The organism is Citrobacter sp. Cc139, assembly GCF_030334645.1.
In the GTDB taxonomy this organism is placed as follows: domain Bacteria; phylum Pseudomonadota; class Gammaproteobacteria; order Enterobacterales; family Enterobacteriaceae; genus Citrobacter; species Citrobacter werkmanii.
On the sequence record NZ_JAOWDM010000090.1, the window covers coordinates 202783 to 224475 of the forward strand.

30 protein-coding genes and 1 pseudogene are annotated in these 21693 nt (G+C 52.2%); 3 read left to right on the top strand and 28 right to left on the bottom strand.

Annotation, left to right across the window (positions count from 1 at the left end):
- Nucleotides 1-205: 205 nt before the first annotated feature.
- A complete protein-coding gene (locus OGV69_RS17180; protein ID WP_061381073.1) occupies nt 206-475 on the top strand; it encodes a hypothetical protein in 270 nt (89 codons plus the stop codon).
- A 10-nt stretch (nt 476-485) separates the two neighbouring features.
- Entirely contained in the window at nt 486-728 is a 243-nt protein-coding gene (locus OGV69_RS17185; protein ID WP_008323361.1) for a DinI family protein, read from the top strand.
- Between the two features lie 129 nt (nt 729-857).
- Here the strand turns inward: OGV69_RS17185 and OGV69_RS17190 are convergent.
- Nucleotides 858-1241: pseudogene (locus OGV69_RS17190) on the bottom strand (recombinase family protein); the annotation flags it as partial.
- A gap of 109 nt (nt 1242-1350) precedes the next feature.
- Between OGV69_RS17190 and OGV69_RS17195 the strand changes: the two are divergent.
- Complete coding sequence (locus tag OGV69_RS17195; protein WP_219410928.1) at nt 1351-2091, top strand: GDSL-type esterase/lipase family protein; 741 nt, start codon at nt 1351-1353, stop codon at nt 2089-2091.
- Here OGV69_RS17195 and OGV69_RS17200 read toward each other — a convergent pair.
- The 27 genes from OGV69_RS17200 to OGV69_RS17330 form a co-directional block, all read right to left on the bottom strand.
- Nucleotides 2088-2462: a tail fiber assembly protein gene (locus OGV69_RS17200; protein WP_502873886.1), complete on the bottom strand. Its 375-nt coding sequence runs from the start codon at nt 2460-2462 to the stop codon at nt 2088-2090. The two genes, OGV69_RS17195 and OGV69_RS17200, sit on opposite strands and share 4 nt — an antisense overlap.
- Nucleotides 2459-3442 carry a phage tail protein gene (locus tag OGV69_RS17205; protein WP_286469416.1) on the bottom strand — a complete coding sequence of 328 codons (984 nt, stop codon included), beginning with the start codon at nt 3440-3442 and terminating at the stop codon, nt 2459-2461. The genes OGV69_RS17200 and OGV69_RS17205 overlap by 4 nt, the downstream gene beginning before the upstream one ends.
- Nucleotides 3442-4122, bottom strand: a complete 681-nt coding sequence (locus OGV69_RS17210) for a baseplate wedge 1 family protein (RefSeq protein ID WP_131341174.1) — start codon at nt 4120-4122, stop codon at nt 3442-3444. Before OGV69_RS17210 ends, OGV69_RS17205 begins: the two co-directional genes overlap by 1 nt.
- Nucleotides 4119-5318, bottom strand: coding sequence for a baseplate J/gp47 family protein (locus tag OGV69_RS17215; protein ID WP_286469417.1), 1200 nt, complete (start codon nt 5316-5318; stop codon nt 4119-4121). The genes OGV69_RS17210 and OGV69_RS17215 overlap by 4 nt, the downstream gene beginning before the upstream one ends.
- Entirely contained in the window at nt 5319-5672 is a 354-nt protein-coding gene (locus OGV69_RS17220; protein WP_003826334.1) for a contractile injection system sheath initiator, read from the bottom strand. It lies immediately after the preceding gene.
- Nucleotides 5672-6424: a Gp138 family membrane-puncturing spike protein gene (locus OGV69_RS17225; RefSeq protein WP_286469418.1), complete on the bottom strand. Its 753-nt coding sequence runs from the start codon at nt 6422-6424 to the stop codon at nt 5672-5674. Before OGV69_RS17225 ends, OGV69_RS17220 begins: the two co-directional genes overlap by 1 nt.
- Nucleotides 6425-6489: 65 nt before the next feature.
- Nucleotides 6490-6885: a hypothetical protein gene (locus tag OGV69_RS17230; protein ID WP_286469419.1), complete on the bottom strand. Its 396-nt coding sequence runs from the start codon at nt 6883-6885 to the stop codon at nt 6490-6492.
- Nucleotides 6872-7645 (bottom strand): hypothetical protein, encoded by a 774-nt coding sequence (locus OGV69_RS17235; protein ID WP_044702741.1) that lies wholly within the window; start codon nt 7643-7645, stop codon nt 6872-6874. Before OGV69_RS17235 ends, OGV69_RS17230 begins: the two co-directional genes overlap by 14 nt.
- A gap of 149 nt (nt 7646-7794) precedes the next feature.
- Nucleotides 7795-8148, bottom strand: a complete 354-nt coding sequence (locus OGV69_RS17240; RefSeq protein ID WP_286469420.1) for an STY1065/STY2022 family phage-derived protein — start codon at nt 8146-8148, stop codon at nt 7795-7797.
- A complete protein-coding gene (locus OGV69_RS17245) occupies nt 8148-9215 on the bottom strand; it encodes a hypothetical protein (protein ID WP_286469421.1) in 1068 nt (355 codons plus the stop codon). Before OGV69_RS17245 ends, OGV69_RS17240 begins: the two co-directional genes overlap by 1 nt.
- A 2-nt stretch (nt 9216-9217) precedes the next feature.
- Nucleotides 9218-9520, bottom strand: a complete 303-nt coding sequence (locus OGV69_RS17250) for a phage baseplate plug family protein (protein ID WP_286469422.1) — start codon at nt 9518-9520, stop codon at nt 9218-9220.
- Nucleotides 9520-10095, bottom strand: coding sequence for a phage baseplate protein (locus OGV69_RS17255; RefSeq protein ID WP_094542898.1), 576 nt, complete (start codon nt 10093-10095; stop codon nt 9520-9522). The genes OGV69_RS17250 and OGV69_RS17255 overlap by 1 nt, the downstream gene beginning before the upstream one ends.
- On the bottom strand, nt 10095-12104 hold the full coding sequence (locus OGV69_RS17260; protein ID WP_286469423.1) for a transglycosylase SLT domain-containing protein: 2010 nt from the start codon (nt 12102-12104) through the stop codon (nt 10095-10097). Before OGV69_RS17260 ends, OGV69_RS17255 begins: the two co-directional genes overlap by 1 nt.
- Entirely contained in the window at nt 12094-12258 is a 165-nt protein-coding gene (locus OGV69_RS17265) for a DUF6889 family protein (RefSeq protein ID WP_023229521.1), read from the bottom strand. Before OGV69_RS17265 ends, OGV69_RS17260 begins: the two co-directional genes overlap by 11 nt.
- Nucleotides 12259-12281: 23 nt before the next feature.
- Entirely contained in the window at nt 12282-12734 is a 453-nt protein-coding gene (locus OGV69_RS17270) for a phage tail assembly chaperone (protein WP_191238670.1), read from the bottom strand.
- Nucleotides 12735-12737: 3 nt separating this feature from the next.
- A complete protein-coding gene (locus OGV69_RS17275) occupies nt 12738-13178 on the bottom strand; it encodes a DUF3277 family protein (RefSeq protein ID WP_000257260.1) in 441 nt (146 codons plus the stop codon).
- 11 nt (nt 13179-13189) lie between these two features.
- On the bottom strand, nt 13190-14335 hold the full coding sequence (locus OGV69_RS17280) for a DUF3383 family protein (protein ID WP_191238671.1): 1146 nt from the start codon (nt 14333-14335) through the stop codon (nt 13190-13192).
- A gap of 3 nt (nt 14336-14338) precedes the next feature.
- Nucleotides 14339-14884, bottom strand: coding sequence for a phage neck terminator protein (locus OGV69_RS17285; RefSeq protein ID WP_048236530.1), 546 nt, complete (start codon nt 14882-14884; stop codon nt 14339-14341).
- Nucleotides 14877-15281: a head-tail adaptor gene (locus OGV69_RS17290; RefSeq protein ID WP_275390053.1), complete on the bottom strand. Its 405-nt coding sequence runs from the start codon at nt 15279-15281 to the stop codon at nt 14877-14879. Before OGV69_RS17290 ends, OGV69_RS17285 begins: the two co-directional genes overlap by 8 nt.
- Entirely contained in the window at nt 15281-15787 is a 507-nt protein-coding gene (locus OGV69_RS17295; protein WP_239043387.1) for a hypothetical protein, read from the bottom strand. Before OGV69_RS17295 ends, OGV69_RS17290 begins: the two co-directional genes overlap by 1 nt.
- Complete coding sequence (locus tag OGV69_RS17300) at nt 15784-16194, bottom strand: DUF4054 domain-containing protein (RefSeq protein WP_239043404.1); 411 nt, start codon at nt 16192-16194, stop codon at nt 15784-15786. Before OGV69_RS17300 ends, OGV69_RS17295 begins: the two co-directional genes overlap by 4 nt.
- On the bottom strand, nt 16166-16573 hold the full coding sequence (locus OGV69_RS17305; RefSeq protein ID WP_044702727.1) for an STY1053 family phage-associated protein: 408 nt from the start codon (nt 16571-16573) through the stop codon (nt 16166-16168). The genes OGV69_RS17300 and OGV69_RS17305 overlap by 29 nt, the downstream gene beginning before the upstream one ends.
- A gap of 44 nt (nt 16574-16617) precedes the next feature.
- Nucleotides 16618-17565, bottom strand: coding sequence for a DUF2184 domain-containing protein (locus OGV69_RS17310; RefSeq protein WP_286469424.1), 948 nt, complete (start codon nt 17563-17565; stop codon nt 16618-16620).
- A gap of 11 nt (nt 17566-17576) precedes the next feature.
- A complete protein-coding gene (locus OGV69_RS17315) occupies nt 17577-18080 on the bottom strand; it encodes a structural cement protein Gp24 (RefSeq protein WP_044702725.1) in 504 nt (167 codons plus the stop codon).
- An 11-nt stretch (nt 18081-18091) separates the two neighbouring features.
- On the bottom strand, nt 18092-19357 hold the full coding sequence (locus tag OGV69_RS17320; RefSeq protein ID WP_061549010.1) for a DUF2213 domain-containing protein: 1266 nt from the start codon (nt 19355-19357) through the stop codon (nt 18092-18094).
- Between the two features lie 261 nt (nt 19358-19618).
- On the bottom strand, nt 19619-20152 hold the full coding sequence (locus OGV69_RS17325) for a phage head morphogenesis protein (protein ID WP_032629703.1): 534 nt from the start codon (nt 20150-20152) through the stop codon (nt 19619-19621).
- A 70-nt stretch (nt 20153-20222) separates the two neighbouring features.
- A complete protein-coding gene (locus OGV69_RS17330) occupies nt 20223-21692 on the bottom strand; it encodes a DUF1073 domain-containing protein (RefSeq protein ID WP_172751141.1) in 1470 nt (489 codons plus the stop codon).
- Nucleotide 21693 lies beyond the last annotated feature (1 nt).

Sequence of the window (21693 nt, forward strand, 5' to 3'; positions counted from 1 at the left end):
CACAGCGCGAACGCCGAGGGATTTTAAATCGTGCGCTTTCTTTCTTAATATCAGTTAGATAGCGCGCTTTTTCATAACATCTATTGTTAACACCATCGTTATCATTCAGTTACTTACAATAAGTGAATAACCAATATTATGTATCCATTGACCATATCTCTGATCCCGTTTACTGTATATGCATCCAGCAAAAAAAGGATTGTTTATGGCAACCGCAAAAGAGTCGAATGCAGGAGCAATGCCTGAGTTAACTGATTTTGCTATCAGTTACTGCGCGCTCACTGAACATGTTCTGTTACACGCCAAATTCACAGACACTATGGCTTCTGTCCCATCATGGCCGTCAGTGCAATTCCCTGATCAAACGATCTGCTTGTCCCGTAGGCAAGCTAAAAATCTCCTGCGTGAACTAAAGAAAGCCGTCGATTACATAGATGCTGGTATTGAGCATCCCTCCATTAAATTCATCGACTAAAAGGTGTGCTATGTTCGTTGAACTGGTTTATGACAAAAGGAATTTTGATGGGCTGCCCGGTGCAAAAGATATCATTCTGGGCGAACTGACCAGGAGGGTTCACCGGATCTTCCCCGATGCTGATATTCGGGTTAAGCCGATGATGACACTGCCGGCGATCAACACTGACGCCAGCAAGCATGAGAAAGAACAGATAAGCCGTACTGTTCAGGAAATGTTTGAAGAGGCGGATATGTGGCTGGTTTCAGATTAAACGCCTTGAACCGTCATATCGCTTAAGTACAATCCGCCGTGACTGGCCATCATTCAATACTCGCACTATCGAACGTTCGCCAGTCCGCCACCGCCCGTTCTTGCATACGACGACGCGGTGGCGTCTTTCTCAACATCGCGCAGGAAATTTTCGGTAGAGTGTTGAAACTCCGACATCGTAAATTATTGCCACACGTTGGCGCGTTTCACCTGCCGCGATCAATCTCCCTGCCTGCGCCCACTGCTCATCCGTTAGTTTTGGTCTACGGCCACCAATGCGACCTTCCGCGCGCGCAGCTTCTAAACCTGCCCGGGTGCGTTCGACAATAAGCTCCCTTTCCATTTCAGCTAGCGCGCCCATTACATGAAAGAAGAATCTCCCCATAGGCGTACTCGTATCGATGCTATCCGTCAGGCTCCGGAAGTTAACCCCCTTCTCCCGCAGTTCCTCCACTAACCCAACAAGATGTCGCATGCTTCGCCCGAGCCGAGCCAGTTTCCACACCGCCAACGATCGATTTTAACGATCAATAGATCAAAATCGATCGTTTAAAGTCATTGGAAATATCCACATCATCGCTTCATCATCTGAGGATATGTACGCCATTTATTGGAATAACTAAATGAAAGTAAAAGAGAAGTTAAAATTCATCACATCTCTATTAATAATTTGCATTCTTATTATTTATAGTTTTGCCCTGGGTAAATACAAGATTTTCCCCTATGAATATCTTTGGTCATTGAAAAATCAGGTGTTTAGCTCCATAGGAATAAAACCATCAGGACCGATATTTCTCCCTGAGTACTACATCAAAAAATCCTTGTACGATGAATTCAAAACTGACTCGCCTGTTGTCGCTTTAGGAGACAGTCTGATTGAGTATGGCACATGGGAAGATATCCTTCCTGGAGCAAAAATTGCTAACCGAGGGATAGCGGGCGATACTACTGATGGGCTAATCAACAGGCTCTATCAGGTTAACACCAGCACTGCTAAGCAGGTTATTTTAATGATAGGTACGAATGACCTGAACACAACTTCAGATGTAAATAAAGTTGCTGATAACTATCACTATATACTGAGTTATTTCAAGCAGAACGGGGTGACCGTTAACGCCACTTCTGTTCTTTACGTTAATGCCGAAAATGTTTTTAAGAATGAAAAAATTAAACAACTTAATTCTTATATTAAAGAACAATGTGATTCAGGGCTGTGTACATACACAGACCTGAATCGTTCTTTAAGCAATGATGGGAAAATGCAGAGCAAATGGTCGCCAGATGGTGTTCACCTTAACGCTGCTGGCTATGATAAATGGAAAGACCAAATTAAAAGCGTACTGAATTTAACAACCGCATCTTAAGCCGATACGGGTGCATTCGGCCAATTGAATCCTTCAGTAATGGCTTCATTTTTATCCACTGCATTAACCTGATTCTTATATGCGAGCCACGCCGACAGTTTAGCTCTGTTGGCGTCGCTGATTTCTCCCAACATCAGTTCAGTGCGCCAGTCGAGCATTACTACATCAGCGGCGGCCAATAATCGCTGTCGCTCATTTTCAGCAGCCTGAATAAGTTGTTCATGAGTCGGTGGGGGATTAATAATTGCCATAGCCTCACTTCTGGTGATTGGCATAAGCCCCTCTTTGATAAAAGCATCCTGCGTACCATACGCATCGTAGGCATATACAACGTTATTTTCGTCTTTGTAATACTTCATCATTGTTATCATTTTTTATCTGTCTCCACCCAGGCCTGGCTACTCAAAGTTCCAGCGGAAATCCCAACCTGATACGTTCCTCCAGCAGGAACCATAAAACTAATACAAACACGTTGTCCGACAATATTTGCACATTGTGAACCATTCATGTTTATGCCATTAACGGTTGCGCTAAGAAAAACACTACCTTCAGATGCAATTCCTGATACATAAACATGGATAGTCATCGCTTGTGAATTTGTATACGTTACTCCTATTAAACGACCTTTCTCACCAATCTGACCAAAAGTAGTTTTAATGTCATAGTAATTATCTGATGCCGCTTTTTGCGATGCAGCGATTAGTGATGCTGCGGAACTTTGGTCATTCCTGTTATCAGATAATTTTACTATCCCCTTATTTGTCGAAGTAGCATCATTAGTCTTGTTTTGAAGCGCTTTTATATCTGTATAGTTTTGTGCAACTGCGTTAGCTGTGGCTGCAACATCCTCTGCACCCGATACCCGAGATGAAGTAAGACGCACCAGCCCTTGAGTAGTGAGGGAGGCAGAAACTATACCAAGGTATGTGAGAACGTCAGCAATAGCATTCTTGCCGATAATATCCCGGCCGACAGAAGTTAAATCAGTCTGCGATGCTGTATCATTCCCAGTGAAATACGGGAGTTTATTTGCACCGGTTGCGAGCCCAGCCAATGCTGTCAGCGTGGCGTCAAGCGCCTGGAAATCATTCCCAAAAGCGGTCCCCATTTTGGAGACAAACCCGTTCAGGTCACCATCATCAAGCACGTCCAGCCCGCTTTTGTTAGCGGTGTACTGCGCCAGCGCTGCCGCTATAAAGCTGGCCTGTCGAATGGCTTTGTTTACCTGCGCACTGGATGCCTTTCCTGCCATAAAGCCAGAGAGTAGAGCAGGAAGCGTTTCCCAGTCAGCCTGGGCCGTCACGTTAGCATTTGCTGCTGTCGCGAACGGTTTAAAGTTGTTTATTGCCATTAGAGTATTGTCCCCCATGCTCCAACATCGAACCCGCCGATGTATTCGTTATCCATATCAAACCCAAAGAATTTAGAACCCTCGGATGGTGCTTCTACCGAAGGCGTTTCAACATCACCGGCCCATACGCCAGCAGCTTTAACGGTGAGATAGCCCTGTTTGATAGCAGCTATCAGTTCGAGTGACACATCAGAAATATCAGTCTCGGGGAATACCCAGACCGATATCGTCATGTCCTGGTTGTCGACGATCTGCATCTTCAGGCCTGAGCCTGCAGTCGCAGCGTCAAGGATGGGAGGCAGAGAATCGTTCCGGCCGTCCCAGTTGTTGATAGCGATTTTCGCTTTCAGAATGATGCGGTACGTTTCATCACTCAGCGTCGTATAGCCAGAATCAGGATCATATGGCCCCTGCCAGATGCCCTGGTCATATCCAAGCCCGTCAGTGTCCCAGCTGAAATAAACGCCGCTAATTGGCTGGCTAACTATGCGACTGCGTCCGATCCACAGACCGAGAATATCGAGCTGTACACCGACGGCTGTATCGACATCAAAAGCGCTCACCAGTCCCCTGGTGGCCGCAGTGATATCAATCAGTGGCCGTGTACTCAGATCAACGTGATCAAAGAATCTGGGCTTAGTGGCGTGATAGTTGGTGATTAAGTCTGTGTACTTGCTCATGACGTCACCATTAGAACAATATTTTCAGGCTTACAGGATGCTGACTCGTTGTATGCAATATTGATATTGGCCGCTGCTACAGTTCCGGCTGATTTGCCAATTAGCAGTTCCTGAATATCGTAATAACGAGCACTGCCACCACTGACCACGCCCAGATTTGCCGGGGAGTAAATGCGACTCAGCAGAACTGAATCACCGATCGTCAGCCCGTTGATGTAATCCGCGACGGCCTGCTGAATCTGTACGCCAATTTGCGACGTGTAGCCCGTAAAGGCTTTCAGCGTGATATGCCCGAAAATCGGGACATCGGTAGAACGCGAGAAGCTGATTACGTGAGGATTGCCGTAAGTGTCCGGTACAGTGACAGAGGTCGTCCCGTAAGTCGCAGTTCCCTGCCCTTTGTTTCCCCGGATTGTCTGGGCTATCTCGGTAACATCACCTCCATCGACGATAGCGGAAATGGAGTGCGGCGGCAGTCCGTTACTGTCGGTTGCGCCAGTATCGTTCTCGTAGAGCTTGTGACGTGTCACACCAGCGACGTTGGCGATCGCGCCGTCGACGCCTTCAAATGGTGTGATGGACGGCAGCGCGACGCTCTGCCCCTGCCTGATGCGCAGCTCTGCGTCGGTTTCTGCCGGTGCGCCTACAGTGGCCGCTGCTGGGTTTGTTACCGATGTCCAGCCTCGGGTCGGCGAATTGATAGTGGTGATGGTCCCGGCCAGCGCGGCTACAGCTCCACTGTTTGAGCAGGTAGCAGTTACCGTAACTGTGCCATCAACACCAATCGTCACCGAGCCAGGAAGACGCCAGATCACATTATTAGTGTCCTTCACGGTGCCATTAGTGATGGTTGTCCCTGCGGTACCGGTCAGCACCAGATCCACAGTAGAGTTCGTCGCCCCTTTACGCGCGATACCATTAATTTTCACGTTACTGGTCAGCGCTGCGCCGTACCCGGTAGCAGGTGAAAAGCAGTTATAGACGGAAATAGCCGTGTTATTGGCATCGTGAATAGCCAGCGCCACCAGCGCCACCATCTGACCGTCTTTGCTGTCCGGCTCCAGATAAGCGTCACTGCCATAAATCTGCTGGAAATAGCTCGTCAGGGTATCGAGTATCGTCTGGTAATCAGGCGCACTGATCCCCTCAGCGGTTACCGTTGCCGATAAGCCGAGTGTGTCCAAATTGAGGGCCATTTATGCCTCGCTGGTTACTGTCGTTGTTCCGTAGAGAGTGTCGATTTCAGCGAAGAACTGGACGCGGCGCGTCGTCGTGTTCACTGTCGTATTGAAAGAGAGGATTGATTTAACGCCCCGCGTTTCGAGGATGCGCTTACGGATCGCCAGGTTGTAGGTTTCGGGTTTCTGTTTACCTAGCACAGACTGAATCCACGGAGTCCCCTCTGTGGTATCGAGAAACCATTGCCCATACCACAATTCAAATCGCGTTTTCACGGCCTGCGCCACAGCCTCAGGTGAGTTAATCAGCCAAGTGTCATCGCCGCTGCCAAAGGTGTAATCACCATCGGCATCTTCACGTCTGTATCGCATTAATTCACCTCATCAGTATTGCTTCCGCCACGCTGTACCCCTCCGTGAGTGTGCGTATTGTCAATGGATTTACCGTTAGCTTTGACGGTACCGATAAACTCGACTGCGCCAGTAATTTTGGATGCGACGCCTGAGACAACAGAGCCCACCATGCCGCCCATCCATGACAGCAGCCCGTGAATAGTGACTTTCTCCGAGAAGTCAGCCAGCGGGGTAACCACCTCCAGACCGCCAGGCGCCACAATCTTAATTTTCTGCGTAGTAGGGTTGAGCTCAAAGAACGTGCTTCCGTCGTCGCTGCGCAGCTGAGTAGCCCCCGCGCTTATTCCGCTTATTTTCTGCGCCTGAGACTGCGGCCCGACGACACAGAAAGCATCCGATAAATCATGCACCCGGTCGTCGACAGGCTCCTGCACACCGCCGTTCTGCCACCAGAAATCGATGCAGCGATCGGCAAAAATCACCAGGCATTCATCACCGGCTTTAACCGGGAACGTTAGCGTGCAGCCGCCGCCGCGCGGAAATACCACCGGCACATCCACCAGCAGCGGGTAATTTTTGGTAATGCGGTTCCCGTCGTTATTTGTTTCAACCGAACGGATAGCAGGCTGCACAACCGCCGTCACCGCGCCGGGATCGAATGACTGGACGATGCCAGGCAAAGCGACGCGGATCTGGTTCTTTGTGGTTTCCCGCTCGGATTTGAATGTTTCGGCAAGGTCGCCGCTGCGGGTCTGTTCAGATACTGCCATTTCGTAGGCTCCAGAAAGCAAAAAACCCGCCGAGAGGCGGGTTTTGATGTATATGGGCGTAAAGGCTACGAGGCTTTCGCTGATTTAAGCTTCTCCCATCTTTCAAAGTAGATTTCAGCAGCCTCGACCGCATCCTGCCCCATTTCTTTAGAAACGGTTACGTTGGTGAGGTCATAATCAGCTTCATTCCTGGCATCTCGCCATTGACGAAGTACAAAACCTAAAGATTTTAACGTTTGGGAAGAATATGGCTCTGCTTTGCACTCAGATGGCGCGCACATATAACCCACAGTGTTTTTGTGATGATCGTGAGTAAAATGCGGTAAAGCAGTAAGTGAGCCTATAGACTCATGGAGCATACTGTAATATGCCCTTGAAATAGCGCTTCGAAATCCACTTTCAATATTTTCAGACAGACATAACCGAGCCGTATCAAGAATCTGGTTGCTAGTTACCGGCATGGTAGCTTACCCCCGTATGTAACAGACGCGGAGACGAAAATCTAGCTAACAATGAGCAGTCATCCAGCTTCGATTCAGCACATACTCTATCTGCAAGTTCAAAGTTCATTTTTGCAATAGCTTTAGGCTCAAGATTCTTAACATCAACGATGTAACATCCGCTACCACTAAGCTGAATAAAACCGGTAGCGGCTTTATACTCACTCAACAATGCCCAGATTATTGAGGCCAAAGTCTGGAATTGTTCCTTTGAGCACTGTGTAGTGCTATAGAAATTGTCCATTTCTGCAAGGAGTTCTTCTTTGTGCTTCATAGCATTACTCCTGCCTTCAGATTCAGAAAGAAGCTTTATGTGCTCTTTCATATAAAATTCTAATTGCTCTCGCTCACCGTAACGATACGCCCAGCTATATGCATTATGGCTAAAAATTTTTGTGGGGTACTTTTTCGCCAGTGGAATGCACGCTTCTCTGAGTTCATTATAGCTAAATGTATTCAGAAGAATGTGATGATAGTGCATCGCCAGATTAACATCATTTACTTCAAGGCTAACTCTGAGATAGCGTAACGCACTTTCAACCTTGCCAGTTATGGCATCCAGATATGACAGCGCGATGTTAGTAGCTGGCGTTGGTGAAGCCGAAAGTTCCTCACGAACCCTCTTTTCAGTGAAAGGATCCAAAACTTCCTGTTCCAATAGAAGCGCATTGAATTGCTCTAAATACTCTTGCGCTTTTTCTAATGGTATTCCTGCCGCCATGTGTTCTTTCTCTTGCTGATGGGGTTGTGATTGTGAGCTTTGTACGATATCTCGTCAACCTTAAAAGAAACATCGGAAGATCGAGATCACCCATTATCATAGCAACGAACTGCTATGCGATTAGCTTGTACCTGGCACAGTTTTAGTATTTACCCTGACACTTTCTTACACGGGAACGATCCGATTATTTTCGGCGCATCCATGTTGTTCTGCAACAGTTGGACGTTCAGGAAGCGCGTTTCGGTACCCGGACGGCGAATGAACTCGAAACCGTAATTGTTACCGTCTTTGGCTGGCATAAGACCCATATCCGCCTTCATTCCATTACCGTTGCCGAGCGTTTTGATTTTCTGGGAGGTAACTGTCTCACCATTAATCCTGAACAATGAATCAGGAATCAACTCTAATTTGTAGCCACCACACTGAAGCGTGATACCGCCAGGATTCGCAGCAAATGCTAACCCCGGAAGGAAACAGAGTCCGATAACAATCCACTTTTTCACTATCCTACCTCACGCTGTAAAGACGACGCAGAACGAAGATCCGCCGCACCACGCGCTTCGCACATCATATCCATGTACCACGCCTGGCCCCTTGTGTCGCCAGTGTACATAATCCCGCGCACAATATAAACGCCATCCGTTGCGATGCTGGCAGGCTGCGCCGTGGTGCCGCTGAGCGTGATATTTCCGTCCGTGTTCTGGTCGGTGATCTGCCCACCGGCCATAGCGATATCGTTGTTCGACAGCGCGGTGCGATACACGGAAGCCTGATCCAGCTGAATAAGCCCGTTAACCCGGATGTTCGGGTTAATCAGCGCGCGGACGTTTACGCCGTTGCCGATGGTCTGCTGTGGCATGCCGATAAGCCCGGTGGCGCTGTTGAGCACAATCGCGTCGTGAACATACTCGCTATTCGCCACCATCTGGCGCTGACCGTCCACAAATTGCCATGTTGCGCCACATTGTCCGGCCACGTTATCCATAAGATGCCGTGTCATGCCGAACAGCACCCGCCCTCGAGGGAATACGGTAGCAGGCATTTCAGGCGTCAGTCCTTCGGTCGCGCCTTTGGCCTCAAAGTCTTTCATCAGCGCACGGTTCACATCTGCGACCGTGTAACCGGCCGCCAGCGTCTGCGAGGTTATGCTGGTGGCAAATGCCAGATCCGTATCTGCTGCCTGAATCAGGACATAGGAATCAATAGGGCTGTCTTTTCCTGTGACCGAGTAGCGAATTTCTCCGCTGAAAATCAGCCCGTAGTTGCGGCCATCACTCTGGCCCACATCTGCCGCGTCGACTTCGCGCACGGTCCCGACGTCGCTTGCCGCCACCTCCGGCGCGATACCGTCGTAACCGGCAATCAGCCGCACTTTCGAAAATTCCTGCCCGGTGATGCGGTTTACCGTATCAGCTGACAGGTTATAGATTTTGAACGTTCCCACCCGTGACGCGCTGCTGATGTTGAACCAGTCGATAGTAAAGGTCACTTTAAAATCGCTGAGCTCAATCCCCTGCCCGTTCTCATCCACGAGCTGCAGCTCGAAATGTCTCATCCAGTTCTGTGACATGCTTACTCCGTTGATACCAGTAAATGACTGCGGCCGCCCAGGTCGGTTTTCGTCGGATAATCCTGTATGCTGTCGTCACAGACCACCACCAGCTTAAAGCCGAGCCCCATATAACCGTACTGCGCCAGCAGGTCAGCACCCGTGACGAGAGGAATACCGGAGATTACCGGCTCCCCTCTGTCGTTCTTCAGGTCCATAATCCAGTACAGATCGCGCCATATGATGCTAATCCGCCAGGTGACACCGCCCAGGACGATGCTGAACTGCTGGTTATCCGCTGTCAGCGGTATTTCCTGAATCGCCATTAGCCAAGCCCCAGTAACGCCGCACCACTTTGCAATAAAGAGGTATTTGGCGGCTTTGTGGTTTTGTTGCCAGTATTCAGCACAGCCGACGTACTGGCCCCGTCTTTCATGTTGGTTTTATCCGCAACAGTGATTTGCTGAGTCTGCGAGATGATGACTTCCCTCAGAGTGAGAACGGCAGACAGGACATTTTCGGTCGTCTTGTCGGTTGTCACTTCCAGCGCGCGGATCAGCATGTTGCTGTAAAGGCGTTTGCCGGTCACCACATCGAAAGGAATACGACTCGCCTGCAGGTCGAGTATCTCCTGATATGTCTGCTGCGGGCTCAGGCCGAGTAAGCTGGTAGCCGTCAGGTTACTGGCGAAATCCAACAACGAACCGCCACCAGCGAAACCGACCTCCATTACCACTTCAGACGGTTTTTTATAGGCATGGTCTGCGATGGCCGCCCCAACCTCAACCGGGTGCTCTGTTATCTCCAGTGTGTCGCTGTGCTTCTCAGAAACAACCACGCTGGGGACAATCACTCCTATTTTCCGGCTCTGCTGCTGAAAGAGCGTAGAGAGAATATCCATTAGCCCACCTTCGTTTGATTGCCGCGCATAACCTGGGCGTTCGCCGACTGCTGCCGGCGCTCGACCTCAGTACCAACAGAACGCGGATCACCTCCACCGTAGATGTAATAATTGTTCTTCTGATCAACCTTTACACCGTTCCCTGGCATGTTGCTTAGCACCTTTGGAATGTAGTTTCGGGTTTCCTGAGGCATAAGGGCCATTCCGTGTTTCTGCACGTTCCCGATCCCCCAGTTGTAAGACGCCAGCGCCTTGCTCAGGTCGCCACCGTTGGCCTGTAGCAGCTGTGAGAGATATTTTGCAGCGGCCCGTGCAGCCTTCTCCGGATCGAAAACATCATTCCCTCGCAGCCCCATGTCACGCGCCGTGCCGTCCATGAACTGAAACAGACCTTTGGCGCCAGCACCTGAAACAGCGAACTGATTTCCACCTGATTCCGTGATGGCCACACTGCGCAGCAAACCTTCCGGAAGCCGATAGAGCTGTTCCAGGTTGGTAAGCATCGGCTGCATCCAACCCAGCAGTTCTGAGCCCGCTTTGGTTGGCTGTGGACGCTTGACTGACTGTCCAAATTGTTCAGATTCATCATCGCCAAATTTGCTTTTTATCCACCGACCAACATTACGGGGATCGACACCAAATTTATCTCTAATCCAGTCGGCGGCACCGTTGGCACTGTCGGTTACCATAGGCATTGCTGACGGTGAACCGCTTCCCTGATTAAGCAACTGTTTGCCGATGCTGGCAGCATCAGCCCAGCGGCCATCTTTAATGGCGTTGAGCAGGTCGGCGATCATATTCAGCATTTTGCTGAACTCGCCCATCTGGTCGATGAAGTTGCTGAAATCCCACTTCAGGGACCATGCTTTCGGGTCGATATTGAGCAGCTTTGCCAGCGCTTTAGCCAGGTCGTTAACGGTCGCTTTCAGGTCACGAATCATCTTCAGCGCGGCGTCGACCTCCGGTTTCCATTTCCCCCAGTCAATCAGGCTCTGGCCGCCTTCCTTCCAGGTCTTGTAATCCTCCCACAGCAGAGCAATACCCGCCGCCAGCGCGGTAATCAGGCCAATCGGTGACATCCAGAACGTACTGTTCAGGATTCGTAGCGCTATCGTCAGTGCGCCAAACAACGAGATCAGCTCCCGCGTCTGCTTGTCCAGCGATTGCCACCAGGTGATAAGGTCTGATGTTCCTTCGATAAGCCGGAAGAACAGCCGCCCGATAATATCCCCGAGCGCCAGAATGCCTTTTATGGCTTTCGTCAGGGTCTGCTCGATGCGCGGGAAGTTATCCAGGATGTGGCGGCGCAGCGTGTCCAGCGACCCCGCCAGGCCACCAGCAAGATTAGAGCCGATTTTGTCACGGGCCATGCCTGCCATCGCGCCGAACTCGCGCAGGGAGGTCATGAATTTGTTGGAGCTTCTGGCCGCCTCGTCAGCATTGAAGCCGATAGCTTTCGCCATTGCGCTGTACTGCCCGGAGAAACCGCCCACACCCCGGCGCATCGCCATGAGGGTATTTTCGTCAATGCCCAGCATCTGCGCATACTGGTTAGCCCGGTAATACGGCATGCTGCTGAGCTTCTGGCCGACTCCCGTAAAGATAGCGGCCATGTCGCGCATGTTGCCGCTGGCGTCACGGGTCTGTACGCCCAGACGGTTCAGAAAACCTTCCGCACCGGGATTGTTACGTACGAACCGGGAGAGGCTTTCCAGTGAACCGCGTGCCGCGTCCACGCTGCCGCCCATCTGAGAAACAGCGTAACCAATCGACTGAATACCCTGAACGGTCGCACCAGTACGTTGTGACGCCCAGTAGAGGTTATCCAGACCGGAGGCAATTTTCGCCGTATAGGCCACCACAGAAAGCGCAGCCCCCTCAACGGCCAGCCCCATTTTGATGGCGTTTGCGGTCGTACCAGCAAGGACTGAATCAAATTTAGCCGCGCCTGCCTCGTCGATATCGAAGCCGAGCGAGACGAGGAAATCTTTAATAGTCTCAGCGTTCATTATCCTCTCTCCATTTCTCAATACGGCGCTGGTTGTCAGCCTTAACGGCCAGATGGTCATTCATCAGCGCGATATCGCACAGATCGACTGATCCATCCTTCAGCGCGTAATAAGGGATTAACCCGGCATCAACCGGGTCAAGGAGATAAGACAGCCCGTCAGGCAGGCTGTTGAGGGTTAGCCCTGAGGCTGCTCCGGCGTCGCGCTGGTAGGGTTCACGGGCAAAAAATTTCCCAGCGAATCGGCGACCACCCGCGCCACCAGCTGGAGCATGGTCAACAGGTCGATATCGTCGAACATCAACTGCCCGCTGTTAAATACTGGCGTCCATCCGTCCATGTGCTTACGTGACACAACAGCAAGGCAAGGATGAATAATCGCGTTGGTGTCTTCTTCAGTCAGGGAAGACAGTTCCTCAGCGATACGTGGAAGCAGGGTTTCAAACACCGGTTTCAACTGTTCGAATTTTACGGTGTCGATTTTGCCGTCGGCAGGCAGCAGGGAGCGAATGCTCCCGAAATCTGACATCATGCCCGCCAGCACAGGCAGCAGCTTACGGGCCACTTTCAGCTGGTCAAAAACGCTGAGTTTTGCCACGCGGTAATCGTGGCCTTTGATTGAGCATTCCATCTGTTAAAACTCTCCGAGTACCTGGTCGATTTTGCCGCAGTCAAACACCCAGGGCATCGTATTACCGGCTTTAGCGTTGGCGTTATCCGGCTGTTTCTGGAACGCCACGCTGCGCGCCGTGATGATGTCTCCGCTCACCTTGTTTCGGATCACAATGACGTTGTTTCCCCAGGTGCCTGAGGACTGACTCTGCGCGTTGTACGCCAGCGACAGCTTTTTGTTTGTCGGCGAGGTCTTAAGAAGGTTGACGGTTACCGTGCCGCTTTTGTCCGCGTGCAGGCTGTGCATCACTTCGCCGTCAGCACCGATGGTCATGGTGTTTTTGGGGCCGCCCATTGCAACGGTGATCCCCTCCTCTGAACTGGCGGAACCGTAGCCCAGGTCAATCTCGCCAGTCGGGCCGGAGAGGGACGCCGTGACGTCCATAAAAGAATAAGTAGCCATTCATGTTCTCCTTAGCGAACGACGTTGATCTGCACATCAGCGAAATGAACCGCACCCGCCAGCTTACAGGCCACCTGAATAACCGGTGCCTTACGTGCTTCACGGTCTGCCTGCGCCTGCTCGGAAATCGGCTGCGCGTAGACGTAATAGCCTTTTGTCAGAGTGTCGCCGGAATCCAGTTGCCCAATCGGTCCACCATTCCATACACCGGCAGCCACCAGTCCGTTTTTGACAGACTGATCCATTGATTTCTCAACGTTAGAAAGGAGGCGCGTAACACCCGCATCAGTCTGTGGGACTTTGGTTGTGCTGGTGTAGAGCAGGTTATACAGGTTGGTCTGGACGTAGTTCTGCAGCCAATCGAGCCCGTGGCGCTCATCAAAGAAATCGCCGCTGGACATGACGCCCTGCTGAAGGATTGCTGTATCGTTCTCGTAATACACGTAAACGTTACAGTTTTTGGCATCCAGCGCCTTAGCCTGGCTGAGATCCAGAGTCTCGTAGGTGATACCCGGCTCCTGCTTGAATTTCAGAGTAATGGTCGTGTTACTGCCGTTGAAATTCACAGTAAACGCACGGCCAAACGCAGACAGCGCGGCGTACTTGCTGCTGGTGGAATACTGCACAAACGTACGGCTGTATTTTGCCGCCTTCAGCTTATAAGCCAGGTCGGTAGTAGAGGTCGCGTTTACCGTCTGAGGATCTGCCGTGGTAATCGCCAGAATTCGGCTGAGACTGGAAGACTCGATCGCGGCGGCCACGCTCAGCCAGTCAGCGTCGTCGATATCGTCATCATCAGCAACGGCAAGGCCATACCAACTCGTGTAATTCAGTACGGCGTTCACAGCCTGCAGCAGTGTTTCCGTTGAACCGCTTTCAGCCGATACCAGCGTTTTCGCCCAGCGGCCCACGTACACCTGCTGAGGCTTCGGCGACTGGGAGAAATACACGGTAGCAGCCTCATATTCCGGACTGTCCACGCCAAAATCAGAACCAATATCCTCTACCGAGGAATAAAGACGAAGGCGCTCACTCACCGGAATAACCGTTGAGCTCCCGAGAATGAGCAGCGAACCAAAGTTTCGACCAGTAGCGGCACGCGGCCCAATGATCACGTCGACATTAACGACGTTAGATACAGGTAATCCCTGCGGCATAATTTAGTCTCCGAAAAATGAGACGGGCGCATCTTGCAGCGTCCGGACGTTGTAGGTACGAATGTTTTTGCGGGACAGCGTTATGGTGAGGTCGTAGCGCCTCACCCACTGGTTATTAATGAGCTCTGGCAGGTTGTAGATAGTCCCGGCCTCCACCAGCGAAAGCCCCGAGCGATTCAACTCGGCGTTGTTCTGCTCGACGAATATCCCCGCGCGGAAAGTGGATGCTGTGCTGGCTCCCTGAGGGCCATAGAAGCAGCAAATCACTGTGACCTGCTCCCATATCCATTGCTCGGACTGTTCTTCCGACACCTGAACATCAGACTGGCTTAACGGCTGCGGAACGGTAGTGATACCGAAACCGCACCACGTCACCCCGTTGTTGGGGATCTGCGGCTGCGGGTCGGTCCATCGGGGGAAAACCAGAGAGGCCGGCAGGCCAGAAACACCACGAATCCACCGGCTAATTTCTCGCTCCAGCGCCTCGTCATACTGTGGGCTATCCCCGACAGGCGTCAGATACCCGCGTACGGTGCTGTCGTTACTCAACTGGTGTCCCTCCGTTAAAATCCACCAGCTCACAATGTGCCTGGACGAATCCGGCGCCGTAACTGGTGTACGGGTCGACGAACGTCACGCGATAGTCGCGTCCGTTATAGGTCACGATATCGGCATCAAGTCGCGGGGTGCTGTCTGTACCGGGCTGGCCCTGAGTTAACCTGAACTGCGTCACGATGAGGATCGCACCGCTGATGTTCTGGCCTGCCGCCATTCGCCTGGCTTCCAGAGAACGGTCAACCGTTACCACGCCAGAGAATGGGATATCCTGAGCTGTGTTTTTCGCGAAATTGTCCTCATCCACCGTCTGAACCTGCCGGTGACACACCAGACTGGTGTCCATGAAATCGGGATCGAGAAGAACATCGCTCACATCGAGAAGAGGCATTATTTTTTCCTCACGACGTAGTTAATTGAGCGCAACAGGTAACCGTGGGCATACAGCGGCTTGTCGCCGGGAATGCCCTCAGAACGTCTGCGTTCGAGGGTTTTCTCAGAAAGAGGATGCAGTCGGTCGCCAGCACCGATAACAGCTTTTGCAGCATCACGGGCAATCTGCCCGGCGCTCTCCAGCTCACGCATTGCGGCTTCAGTCTGTCCCTCCAGCGCGGCGGTTGCCGCTGCTTTGAGGTGCGCAGTTGTTCGTGGTTTTGAGTCCTCAATCCCCATTTCCAGAAAAGGACGCGGGGGAAGCGTGACTGTCGTACCGTCGATTTCCACCGTTGCGCCCGTTGAGTGGAGGTAGCCCAGTTCCGCGTTATTAATTGGTGAGCCATCCTCACGCCCTGCCTTATCCTCTGGTATTCCCACCAGTACATCCATTCCGGATAACTGTCTGAGGGATTCCAGAACAGACACGGCATTATCAGCACGAACAGTTAACCCGCTTTTCATAGCAGTTGTCTGCCGCCAGCGCCGAACATGGACCACCACCAGTAGAACTCGCGCCCGTAAGCGGTACTGTTCCAGAAACCTGCATCCGGATTGATTACCCCGGACACGTCATAGCTCACTGAAACCTTATCCACTGATTTAGAGGACACGACACCTGCAGCGCCGTTGCTGTTCACTCCACCAGCAGCAGCGGCGGCCAGCGTACGGCCGCGCAGCTCCGTATAGTGAGCGGTGAATAGTTCGGCCAGGTAAACGAACTGATCGCCCTGTACGTCCTGATTCAGGATTGTGTCTGCCTGCCCCAAATAGAAATTCACTGAGGGGTCAGGGTAGCGGGTGGTATCGGCGAACTCGGGAAAGTCGGTGCGGAACTGCTCGTTAGTTGGAAGCCTGCTGTTTTTTGGCATTTTTAGCGTCCCCACCGGTGGTATCGGCTTTGTCCGTGGCATCAGCATTACCGGCAGATGCCGCCTGAGCGGCCGCCAGTTGCGCTTTCAGATCCGTAATTTCATTACCCTGATCGGTGATGGTCTTTTCATGCGCCGCCAGTTGCGCTTTTAGGGTGTTATTTTCTTCTGCCAGGAGAACAAGGCTCGCGGTCAGGTCTTCAGTGCTCTGCTCGTTCGCCAGGTCGGACTCATCAATCGGGCGCGCATAGGCTTTAAAGGCCCAGTGGTCTTTGACTTCTTTCGGGAAAGATGAACTGTCGTGGATGCCCTGAGACAGCTCGAATTTAGAACCGTCAGCAAAGCTGAGAGTAGCGCCACCGGAAACAACGTATTTCATGTTTATGCTCCACAAAAAAGGCGGGTTTCCCCGCCTGTTTCAGGTTAAGACGCCGGAACGTCCAGGTAAGAGATCGTATTGGAATACGGGGTTTCCACCTGGCCCAGCTTGCCGTAGTAAGTGGTCAACTGCTGCAGGCCGCGATACTCCAGCGGCGTGTTCAGCAGAGGAACCATCGGGAAGCGAACGTATTTTTCGTCCTGGGTGTAAGCAACGATACGATGCGCGCCACCAGCGCCACGCCTGGAGGCCCACTTCATGGAGACGATTTCCAGTGGTGTCCCATTTTCCTGGAACGCGATGGTGTTAATCTTCACGTATTCCAGTACAGAGATATTCCCCGCAGAGGAAACCTTTTTGCTCGCCAGCAAGCCGAACAACTCCGGCGCCAGACCGATTTTCGCCGGGCAGACCGCATAACCAGAACGAACCCAGCCATCAGACAGCACAAGGTTGATATCCTGAACAATGACATCAGGATCGGTGGTGGCGGTCCACGCTGCAGCTGCAGCAACCGGGGTAACATCCGGCAAGTTCAGCAGGCCACGAACGCCCAGTTCGGTATCACCGATGTAAACCTGTTCGTCGGTATCCATTGCCCACTTCAGCTTCATGCCTTCGTATTTCTGGACATCAACAGGACGGCCCAGTTTTTGCGCGGAGGCCAGCTCCAGCACCGTCCATCCGATTTCCTGTCCCCACGGGGTGAGGTTGTTACGGGTCGGCTGAATATCGAGTTCAATACCAGGAACGGCGGTGGATTTCTTACCAATCCAGTTTTTACCGTTAGGGTTAGGACCACCAACGCCGACGAAATCGGTGTTCGTGAAAGATGACACTTCATCAGCGATAGAAATATCGCTACGCAGTGGCATGTCGCGGGACCACTTAACGGAGGTCAGTGGCATGTTCAGCGTCTGATCCATGCGCTCCAGCTCTCCGACGAGAAACGCGCCGGTGGAGTCGATGGTCGCTCTGTCAACTGTAAACATTAATTATTCCCTCAGATGTTATAAGCGATTTCAATACGGCCGTCGGCTTCACCCGGCCCCATGACCTCTGCATTTGTCAGCTGAGGTGTATTTGATGCGGTGGAGTCTGGAGACAAAACAAAAGAGCCAACCGGGCTTTGAGTGGTGCCACCAGCCACGCGAACGTATACCGGATCGCCTTTCTTCGCAGTCGTCGCGTTGCCTGCAGTAGCAGTTACGCAGATGTAACCGCGTTTAAGGTTGTCGCCCACCTGATTAGCGGTCACGCCGATGTAAGCCAGGTCAAGCGCAGAAGTAATCGGGAACGGACGGACCAGAATCCCTTTCACTTTGCCGATAGTGTCGCCGGACTCCAGAGGAACGAATTTATCGTTCACGTATTTACCAGCCAGTCCGTAGGACGCGAACTGCTTCGAGTGGTCCAGGGTGACCGGCTCAATGGTGAGATCACGAGGACGGGTAACGCCCCCGGCAATGCCCAGGGGCATCCGCGTTAAATATGCAGTACCTGCCATGATGATTTACCTTATTTGTTTTTTGCCCAGAAATCGGCGTTGAGCTTGTTCAGTTCTGCCGGGGAAAGGTGCTTTGTGCTGGTTGCCCGGTCGGTGGTGTGAGTACCACTATTTAGCGGTGCAAGGTGGTTCTTCGCCTTATGCAGCGCTACAGCGGCAGTAAACACCGCGTCGACCGTAGCCTTTGGCGCTTTATAGAAATCATCCACGCCGAACGATTTCAGGCTGTCACCGGTGCGCATTGCGTGATTCAGCACCTGACGTTTCAGGCTCTTATCGCCAGCAGGCTGGAAGCCAGGGCAGATAATTTCCGCATCAGCGATCAGGTTGCGCTTAAAGGCTGCGTCACCCGTCACTTTGCGGTTTTCTTCTTCGTCTTCGTCGGTGGTCATGTTGCCCGGGTCTGGATCGCCATCGGTGGTTTTACCCTCCAGCTTTTCCAGACGAACCAGCAATGCTTTCGCCCAGGCTGGGATTTCTTCATCGCCTGTTTTCTCTTTATTCGGATCGCCTTCGTCCGTAGTGGAGCGATTCGCCTCAGGAAGTGCGGTAGACTGCGCTGGAGCATTCATGTTGATAGTTACACCGGGGATTGAAGCCATGCCATCAGACGGCATATCCGGCGCTTCATCGATGAGTTTTGCCAGTGCATCCTCATCTTTCGTCTTAATGGCCTGAGCCAGTTTTTTAAGCCATGACATTACAGGCTTCTCCTTTGTTGTTGATGGGATGGAATCCCCGATTGCACAGCGGCCACCAGCACGCCCCCGGTCAATGCCGACAGCGAGGTGGTTACCTGTGATTTGGTATTGCTTGCCCTTGCCGGGTGCCAGTTGCTTGTACTGCGCGTCATAGCCGCAACTGACATCGGTCAGGCCAGAATTCACCGCGTCGATTGCTTCCTGCCGTTTAATCAGCACGTCAGCAATGAGCAGATCCGATTTATCGCCGGTGCCGCGTCGGACGTTCTGAATATGTCCGTGCGCCAGCTCAGCAAAGTTAGATGGGTTAACGAATACGATGTTGCCCAGACTATCCTCTGGATGCCCCAGCGTGACGGCCACGCCCTCAAAGCTCGCCATCGTTTCCGGGGAAAACACTTCATCTTCCGTTCGCCAGACCGTCACTGTGCCGCTGGCGTCAGGCTCGAGGTCGATTTCTTCGGGTAAGTAGACCTGCGTTCCTGTACGTGCGATCGGTACGTCTTTACACAGCAGTGAGCCATCCGCCTGCAGATAACGCGTTTCGCCCAGGCGTGTAGTGAAGAAATATTTCATGGGTTACCTGCTCGATTACGGGCAACAAAAAGGCCGCTCAGTGGCGACCTTGTGAGATGGGAAAAATGTTCAAAATAACGGGCTATTTAACATAAGAGTTCTTACCCGCACCGACGAAAATGGACTCGATTAAAATGTCCCCTTAAAGCCGTAAAAGTAGCGATTAACTGGGCTGAAAATCGGTCTTTTCGAATACAACATTTTCATAACATTTCGCGGGTATTGCAGTTCGCATGAAATGAATGCTCAAAGCCGTATTTTTCATTTTCTCGGTGCAGGAATCTGTACTTCAGGCCAGCATTTGCAGTTCGGCAAACATCCGGCGTGTCCGGTCATACCGTCCAGCGTCGGCGGGTTATCCCAGCGCACAAATTTATCTTTCATCTTGCGGTGAGAATCGCGCGTTCCTGCCCCCTCGATACGCCACCAGTAGCCCTCTGATCCAACCGAAAGGGCTCTGGCCTGCGTCAGCGCGCCGGTAGCTCGTCCAATCTCTGTACGGGCAATCAGCTGCGCCCTGCTGGCGGCCACGTCACCGGAGGCCATGATCATCTCGTAGAGCTCGTCCGGACGTTCACCAGTGATAACCGCCTGCATTGCGCGCTGTTGTATGTCCATCACGCGATCGGCTGCTTCCAGCGGCAGGGACTTCATCAGCTGAATCTGGCGGTACACGATATCCTGCGCCACCTGCCCGACGGGGGTATTACCCACCACATCGCGCAGGCCAGCGCCGATTTCCTCTGATACCGATTTCCACTGATTCCATTCCTCCTGCTCGACCTGGGCAAACATCCTTCGCCCGACCTGCTCTGCCCAGTCGCTGATTACCTCGGAATAGTCCACCAGCGTTTTCGAAATGCTGTCAGCGCTGGCCGGTGAACCATCGTAGGTACCATCGACGATCTGCCCTATCTGGTTTGCTATCGCCAACAGGCTTTTTCGATACTGGATCTCCGAACGGCGGCGGAGGGATGGTTTCAGGTTCATCCTCCTCCCACTGGGCCTTCGCATCTTCTATGTCCTCGTCAGTGATAGAACCACCGATGCCAATCACATCAGAAATGTTCCTGAGGTCGTTAAGCGCTGCTGCAGGTGGCATCCCAAGGTCACGAACAGCGGTACCAAGTGCAGTAACCACATTGTTCGCCATCGTTGCACGGTCCACGTCTGACATCTCCCAGAGCTTGTTAAACTCGAAAGTAAAATCGTCAGGCAGTGGTTCACCGAATAGAGAGCGCCAGGAGATATCGAGCAGCCAACGGATATGTCGGCGTAAGCGTCTCTCCTGCAGCGAGTTAACCCGGCTGTAGTAGTTTTCCAGATCGCCGTCGCCAGTGTTGAAACCTGCAGGTGACTGCCCGAACAGACGAACGAGAGGAATTCCCGTCGCGCCGGAAACCTGCTCAGCAAAGCGCAGAAGGACATCAGCGATACCCGCAAACGTGTAGCTGTGCGTTTCGAACTTGTCCGCAGCGTCCATGATGGTCATACCTTCGATGGTCTGAAACTGTCGGATCATGTCCATGTGCTTCATCAGCGCTTTTTCGAGGTCGCCGCCTGCAGCAAGTATTTTTCGAAGTTCAGCAATGCTGTATGTCCGCAGATGCGCTTTGTGGATCAACTGTGTGGTGCCAACCGTCGCAGTGTCGAACGCCTCGATACGCTCGAAAATACGCTCCACAACAGACATCCCCCAGCCGTTTTCCGTCTGGGCCTGCTGGAAAGGTAGCGTATCGCCCTCCATGCGGATAACGCGGCTATGGTGGATCTTCCAGGGGGGAATCCCCTGCTGGTTCGTGATTACCTTGTAATATTTCGGTTTCCCAAAATCGGGACCGTAATCGGTAACGAGATCGTAATAACTCGGGTTAACCATCCAGCGGTCAAGGCTCATCACGCCCTTAAACTGCCCCTCTTTGATACGATCCAGTTTTAGCGGGGAGGACATATCCTGCCCTTCAAGCAGAACCACCAGCACCGCGCCACCGTACAATCGTGACCATTTGAGGTTATCGTTAAGCCCATCCCATATAGCGAGCTCATCCCAGAAGGTTTCGAGTTTGCCCTTTTGGCCGGGTTTCAGCTTTGAGCTGATGTTAATGCCCTTGCGGGTCATATCATCGGCCATAGCATCCACACCGGCCCCCACGAGGAACGATGAACGATACGCAAACTCCAGCATCACCCTGTTACGGCTGATGTACCCGGGCATGTACATTCCGCCCGTCTGTATGTTTCTGGTGTCGCTACCAAGTTTGGCCGTGAAATTGTTGTACCCGTCAGCTGTCGCAACGGGCTTTTGTGCGCCGTTCTGGCGTTTCTTACGGGACATG

Coding starts and splice junctions, on each gene's coding strand:
- OGV69_RS17245 (WP_286469421.1), bottom strand. CDS start 9,215: ATGTCACAGAACTGGATGAGACATTTCGAGCTGCAGCTCGTGGATGAG.
- OGV69_RS17330 (WP_172751141.1), bottom strand. CDS start 21,692: ATGTCCCGTAAGAAACGCCAGAACGGCGCACAAAAGCCCGTTGCGACA.
- OGV69_RS17315 (WP_044702725.1), bottom strand. CDS start 18,080: ATGGCAGGTACTGCATATTTAACGCGGATGCCCCTGGGCATTGCCGGG.
- OGV69_RS17255 (WP_094542898.1), bottom strand. CDS start 10,095: ATGGATATTCTCTCTACGCTCTTTCAGCAGCAGAGCCGGAAAATAGGA.
- OGV69_RS17205 (WP_286469416.1), bottom strand. CDS start 3,442: ATGGCAATAAACAACTTTAAACCGTTCGCGACAGCAGCAAATGCTAAC.
- OGV69_RS17250 (WP_286469422.1), bottom strand. CDS start 9,520: ATGGCGATTCAGGAAATACCGCTGACAGCGGATAACCAGCAGTTCAGC.
- OGV69_RS17200 (WP_502873886.1), bottom strand. CDS start 2,462: ATGATAACAATGATGAAGTATTACAAAGACGAAAATAACGTTGTATAT.
- OGV69_RS17260 (WP_286469423.1), bottom strand. CDS start 12,104: ATGAACGCTGAGACTATTAAAGATTTCCTCGTCTCGCTCGGCTTCGAT.
- OGV69_RS17300 (WP_239043404.1), bottom strand. CDS start 16,194: ATGCCAAAAAACAGCAGGCTTCCAACTAACGAGCAGTTCCGCACCGAC.
- OGV69_RS17295 (WP_239043387.1), bottom strand. CDS start 15,787: ATGAAAAGCGGGTTAACTGTTCGTGCTGATAATGCCGTGTCTGTTCTG.
- OGV69_RS17235 (WP_044702741.1), bottom strand. CDS start 7,645: ATGGCGGCAGGAATACCATTAGAAAAAGCGCAAGAGTATTTAGAGCAA.
- OGV69_RS17215 (WP_286469417.1), bottom strand. CDS start 5,318: ATGGCCCTCAATTTGGACACACTCGGCTTATCGGCAACGGTAACCGCT.
- OGV69_RS17280 (WP_191238671.1), bottom strand. CDS start 14,335: ATGCCGCAGGGATTACCTGTATCTAACGTCGTTAATGTCGACGTGATC.
- OGV69_RS17270 (WP_191238670.1), bottom strand. CDS start 12,734: ATGGAATGCTCAATCAAAGGCCACGATTACCGCGTGGCAAAACTCAGC.
- OGV69_RS17195 (WP_219410928.1), top strand. CDS start 1,351: ATGAAAGTAAAAGAGAAGTTAAAATTCATCACATCTCTATTAATAATT.
- OGV69_RS17290 (WP_275390053.1), bottom strand. CDS start 15,281: ATGCCTCTTCTCGATGTGAGCGATGTTCTTCTCGATCCCGATTTCATG.
- OGV69_RS17230 (WP_286469419.1), bottom strand. CDS start 6,885: ATGCCGGTAACTAGCAACCAGATTCTTGATACGGCTCGGTTATGTCTG.
- OGV69_RS17185 (WP_008323361.1), top strand. CDS start 486: ATGTTCGTTGAACTGGTTTATGACAAAAGGAATTTTGATGGGCTGCCC.
- OGV69_RS17210 (WP_131341174.1), bottom strand. CDS start 4,122: ATGAGCAAGTACACAGACTTAATCACCAACTATCACGCCACTAAGCCC.
- OGV69_RS17310 (WP_286469424.1), bottom strand. CDS start 17,565: ATGTTTACAGTTGACAGAGCGACCATCGACTCCACCGGCGCGTTTCTC.
- OGV69_RS17220 (WP_003826334.1), bottom strand. CDS start 5,672: ATGCGATACAGACGTGAAGATGCCGATGGTGATTACACCTTTGGCAGC.
- OGV69_RS17225 (WP_286469418.1), bottom strand. CDS start 6,424: ATGGCAGTATCTGAACAGACCCGCAGCGGCGACCTTGCCGAAACATTC.
- OGV69_RS17275 (WP_000257260.1), bottom strand. CDS start 13,178: ATGGCTACTTATTCTTTTATGGACGTCACGGCGTCCCTCTCCGGCCCG.
- OGV69_RS17320 (WP_061549010.1), bottom strand. CDS start 19,357: ATGAAATATTTCTTCACTACACGCCTGGGCGAAACGCGTTATCTGCAG.
- OGV69_RS17180 (WP_061381073.1), top strand. CDS start 206: ATGGCAACCGCAAAAGAGTCGAATGCAGGAGCAATGCCTGAGTTAACT.
- OGV69_RS17305 (WP_044702727.1), bottom strand. CDS start 16,573: ATGAAATACGTTGTTTCCGGTGGCGCTACTCTCAGCTTTGCTGACGGT.
- OGV69_RS17325 (WP_032629703.1), bottom strand. CDS start 20,152: ATGTTTGCCCAGGTCGAGCAGGAGGAATGGAATCAGTGGAAATCGGTA.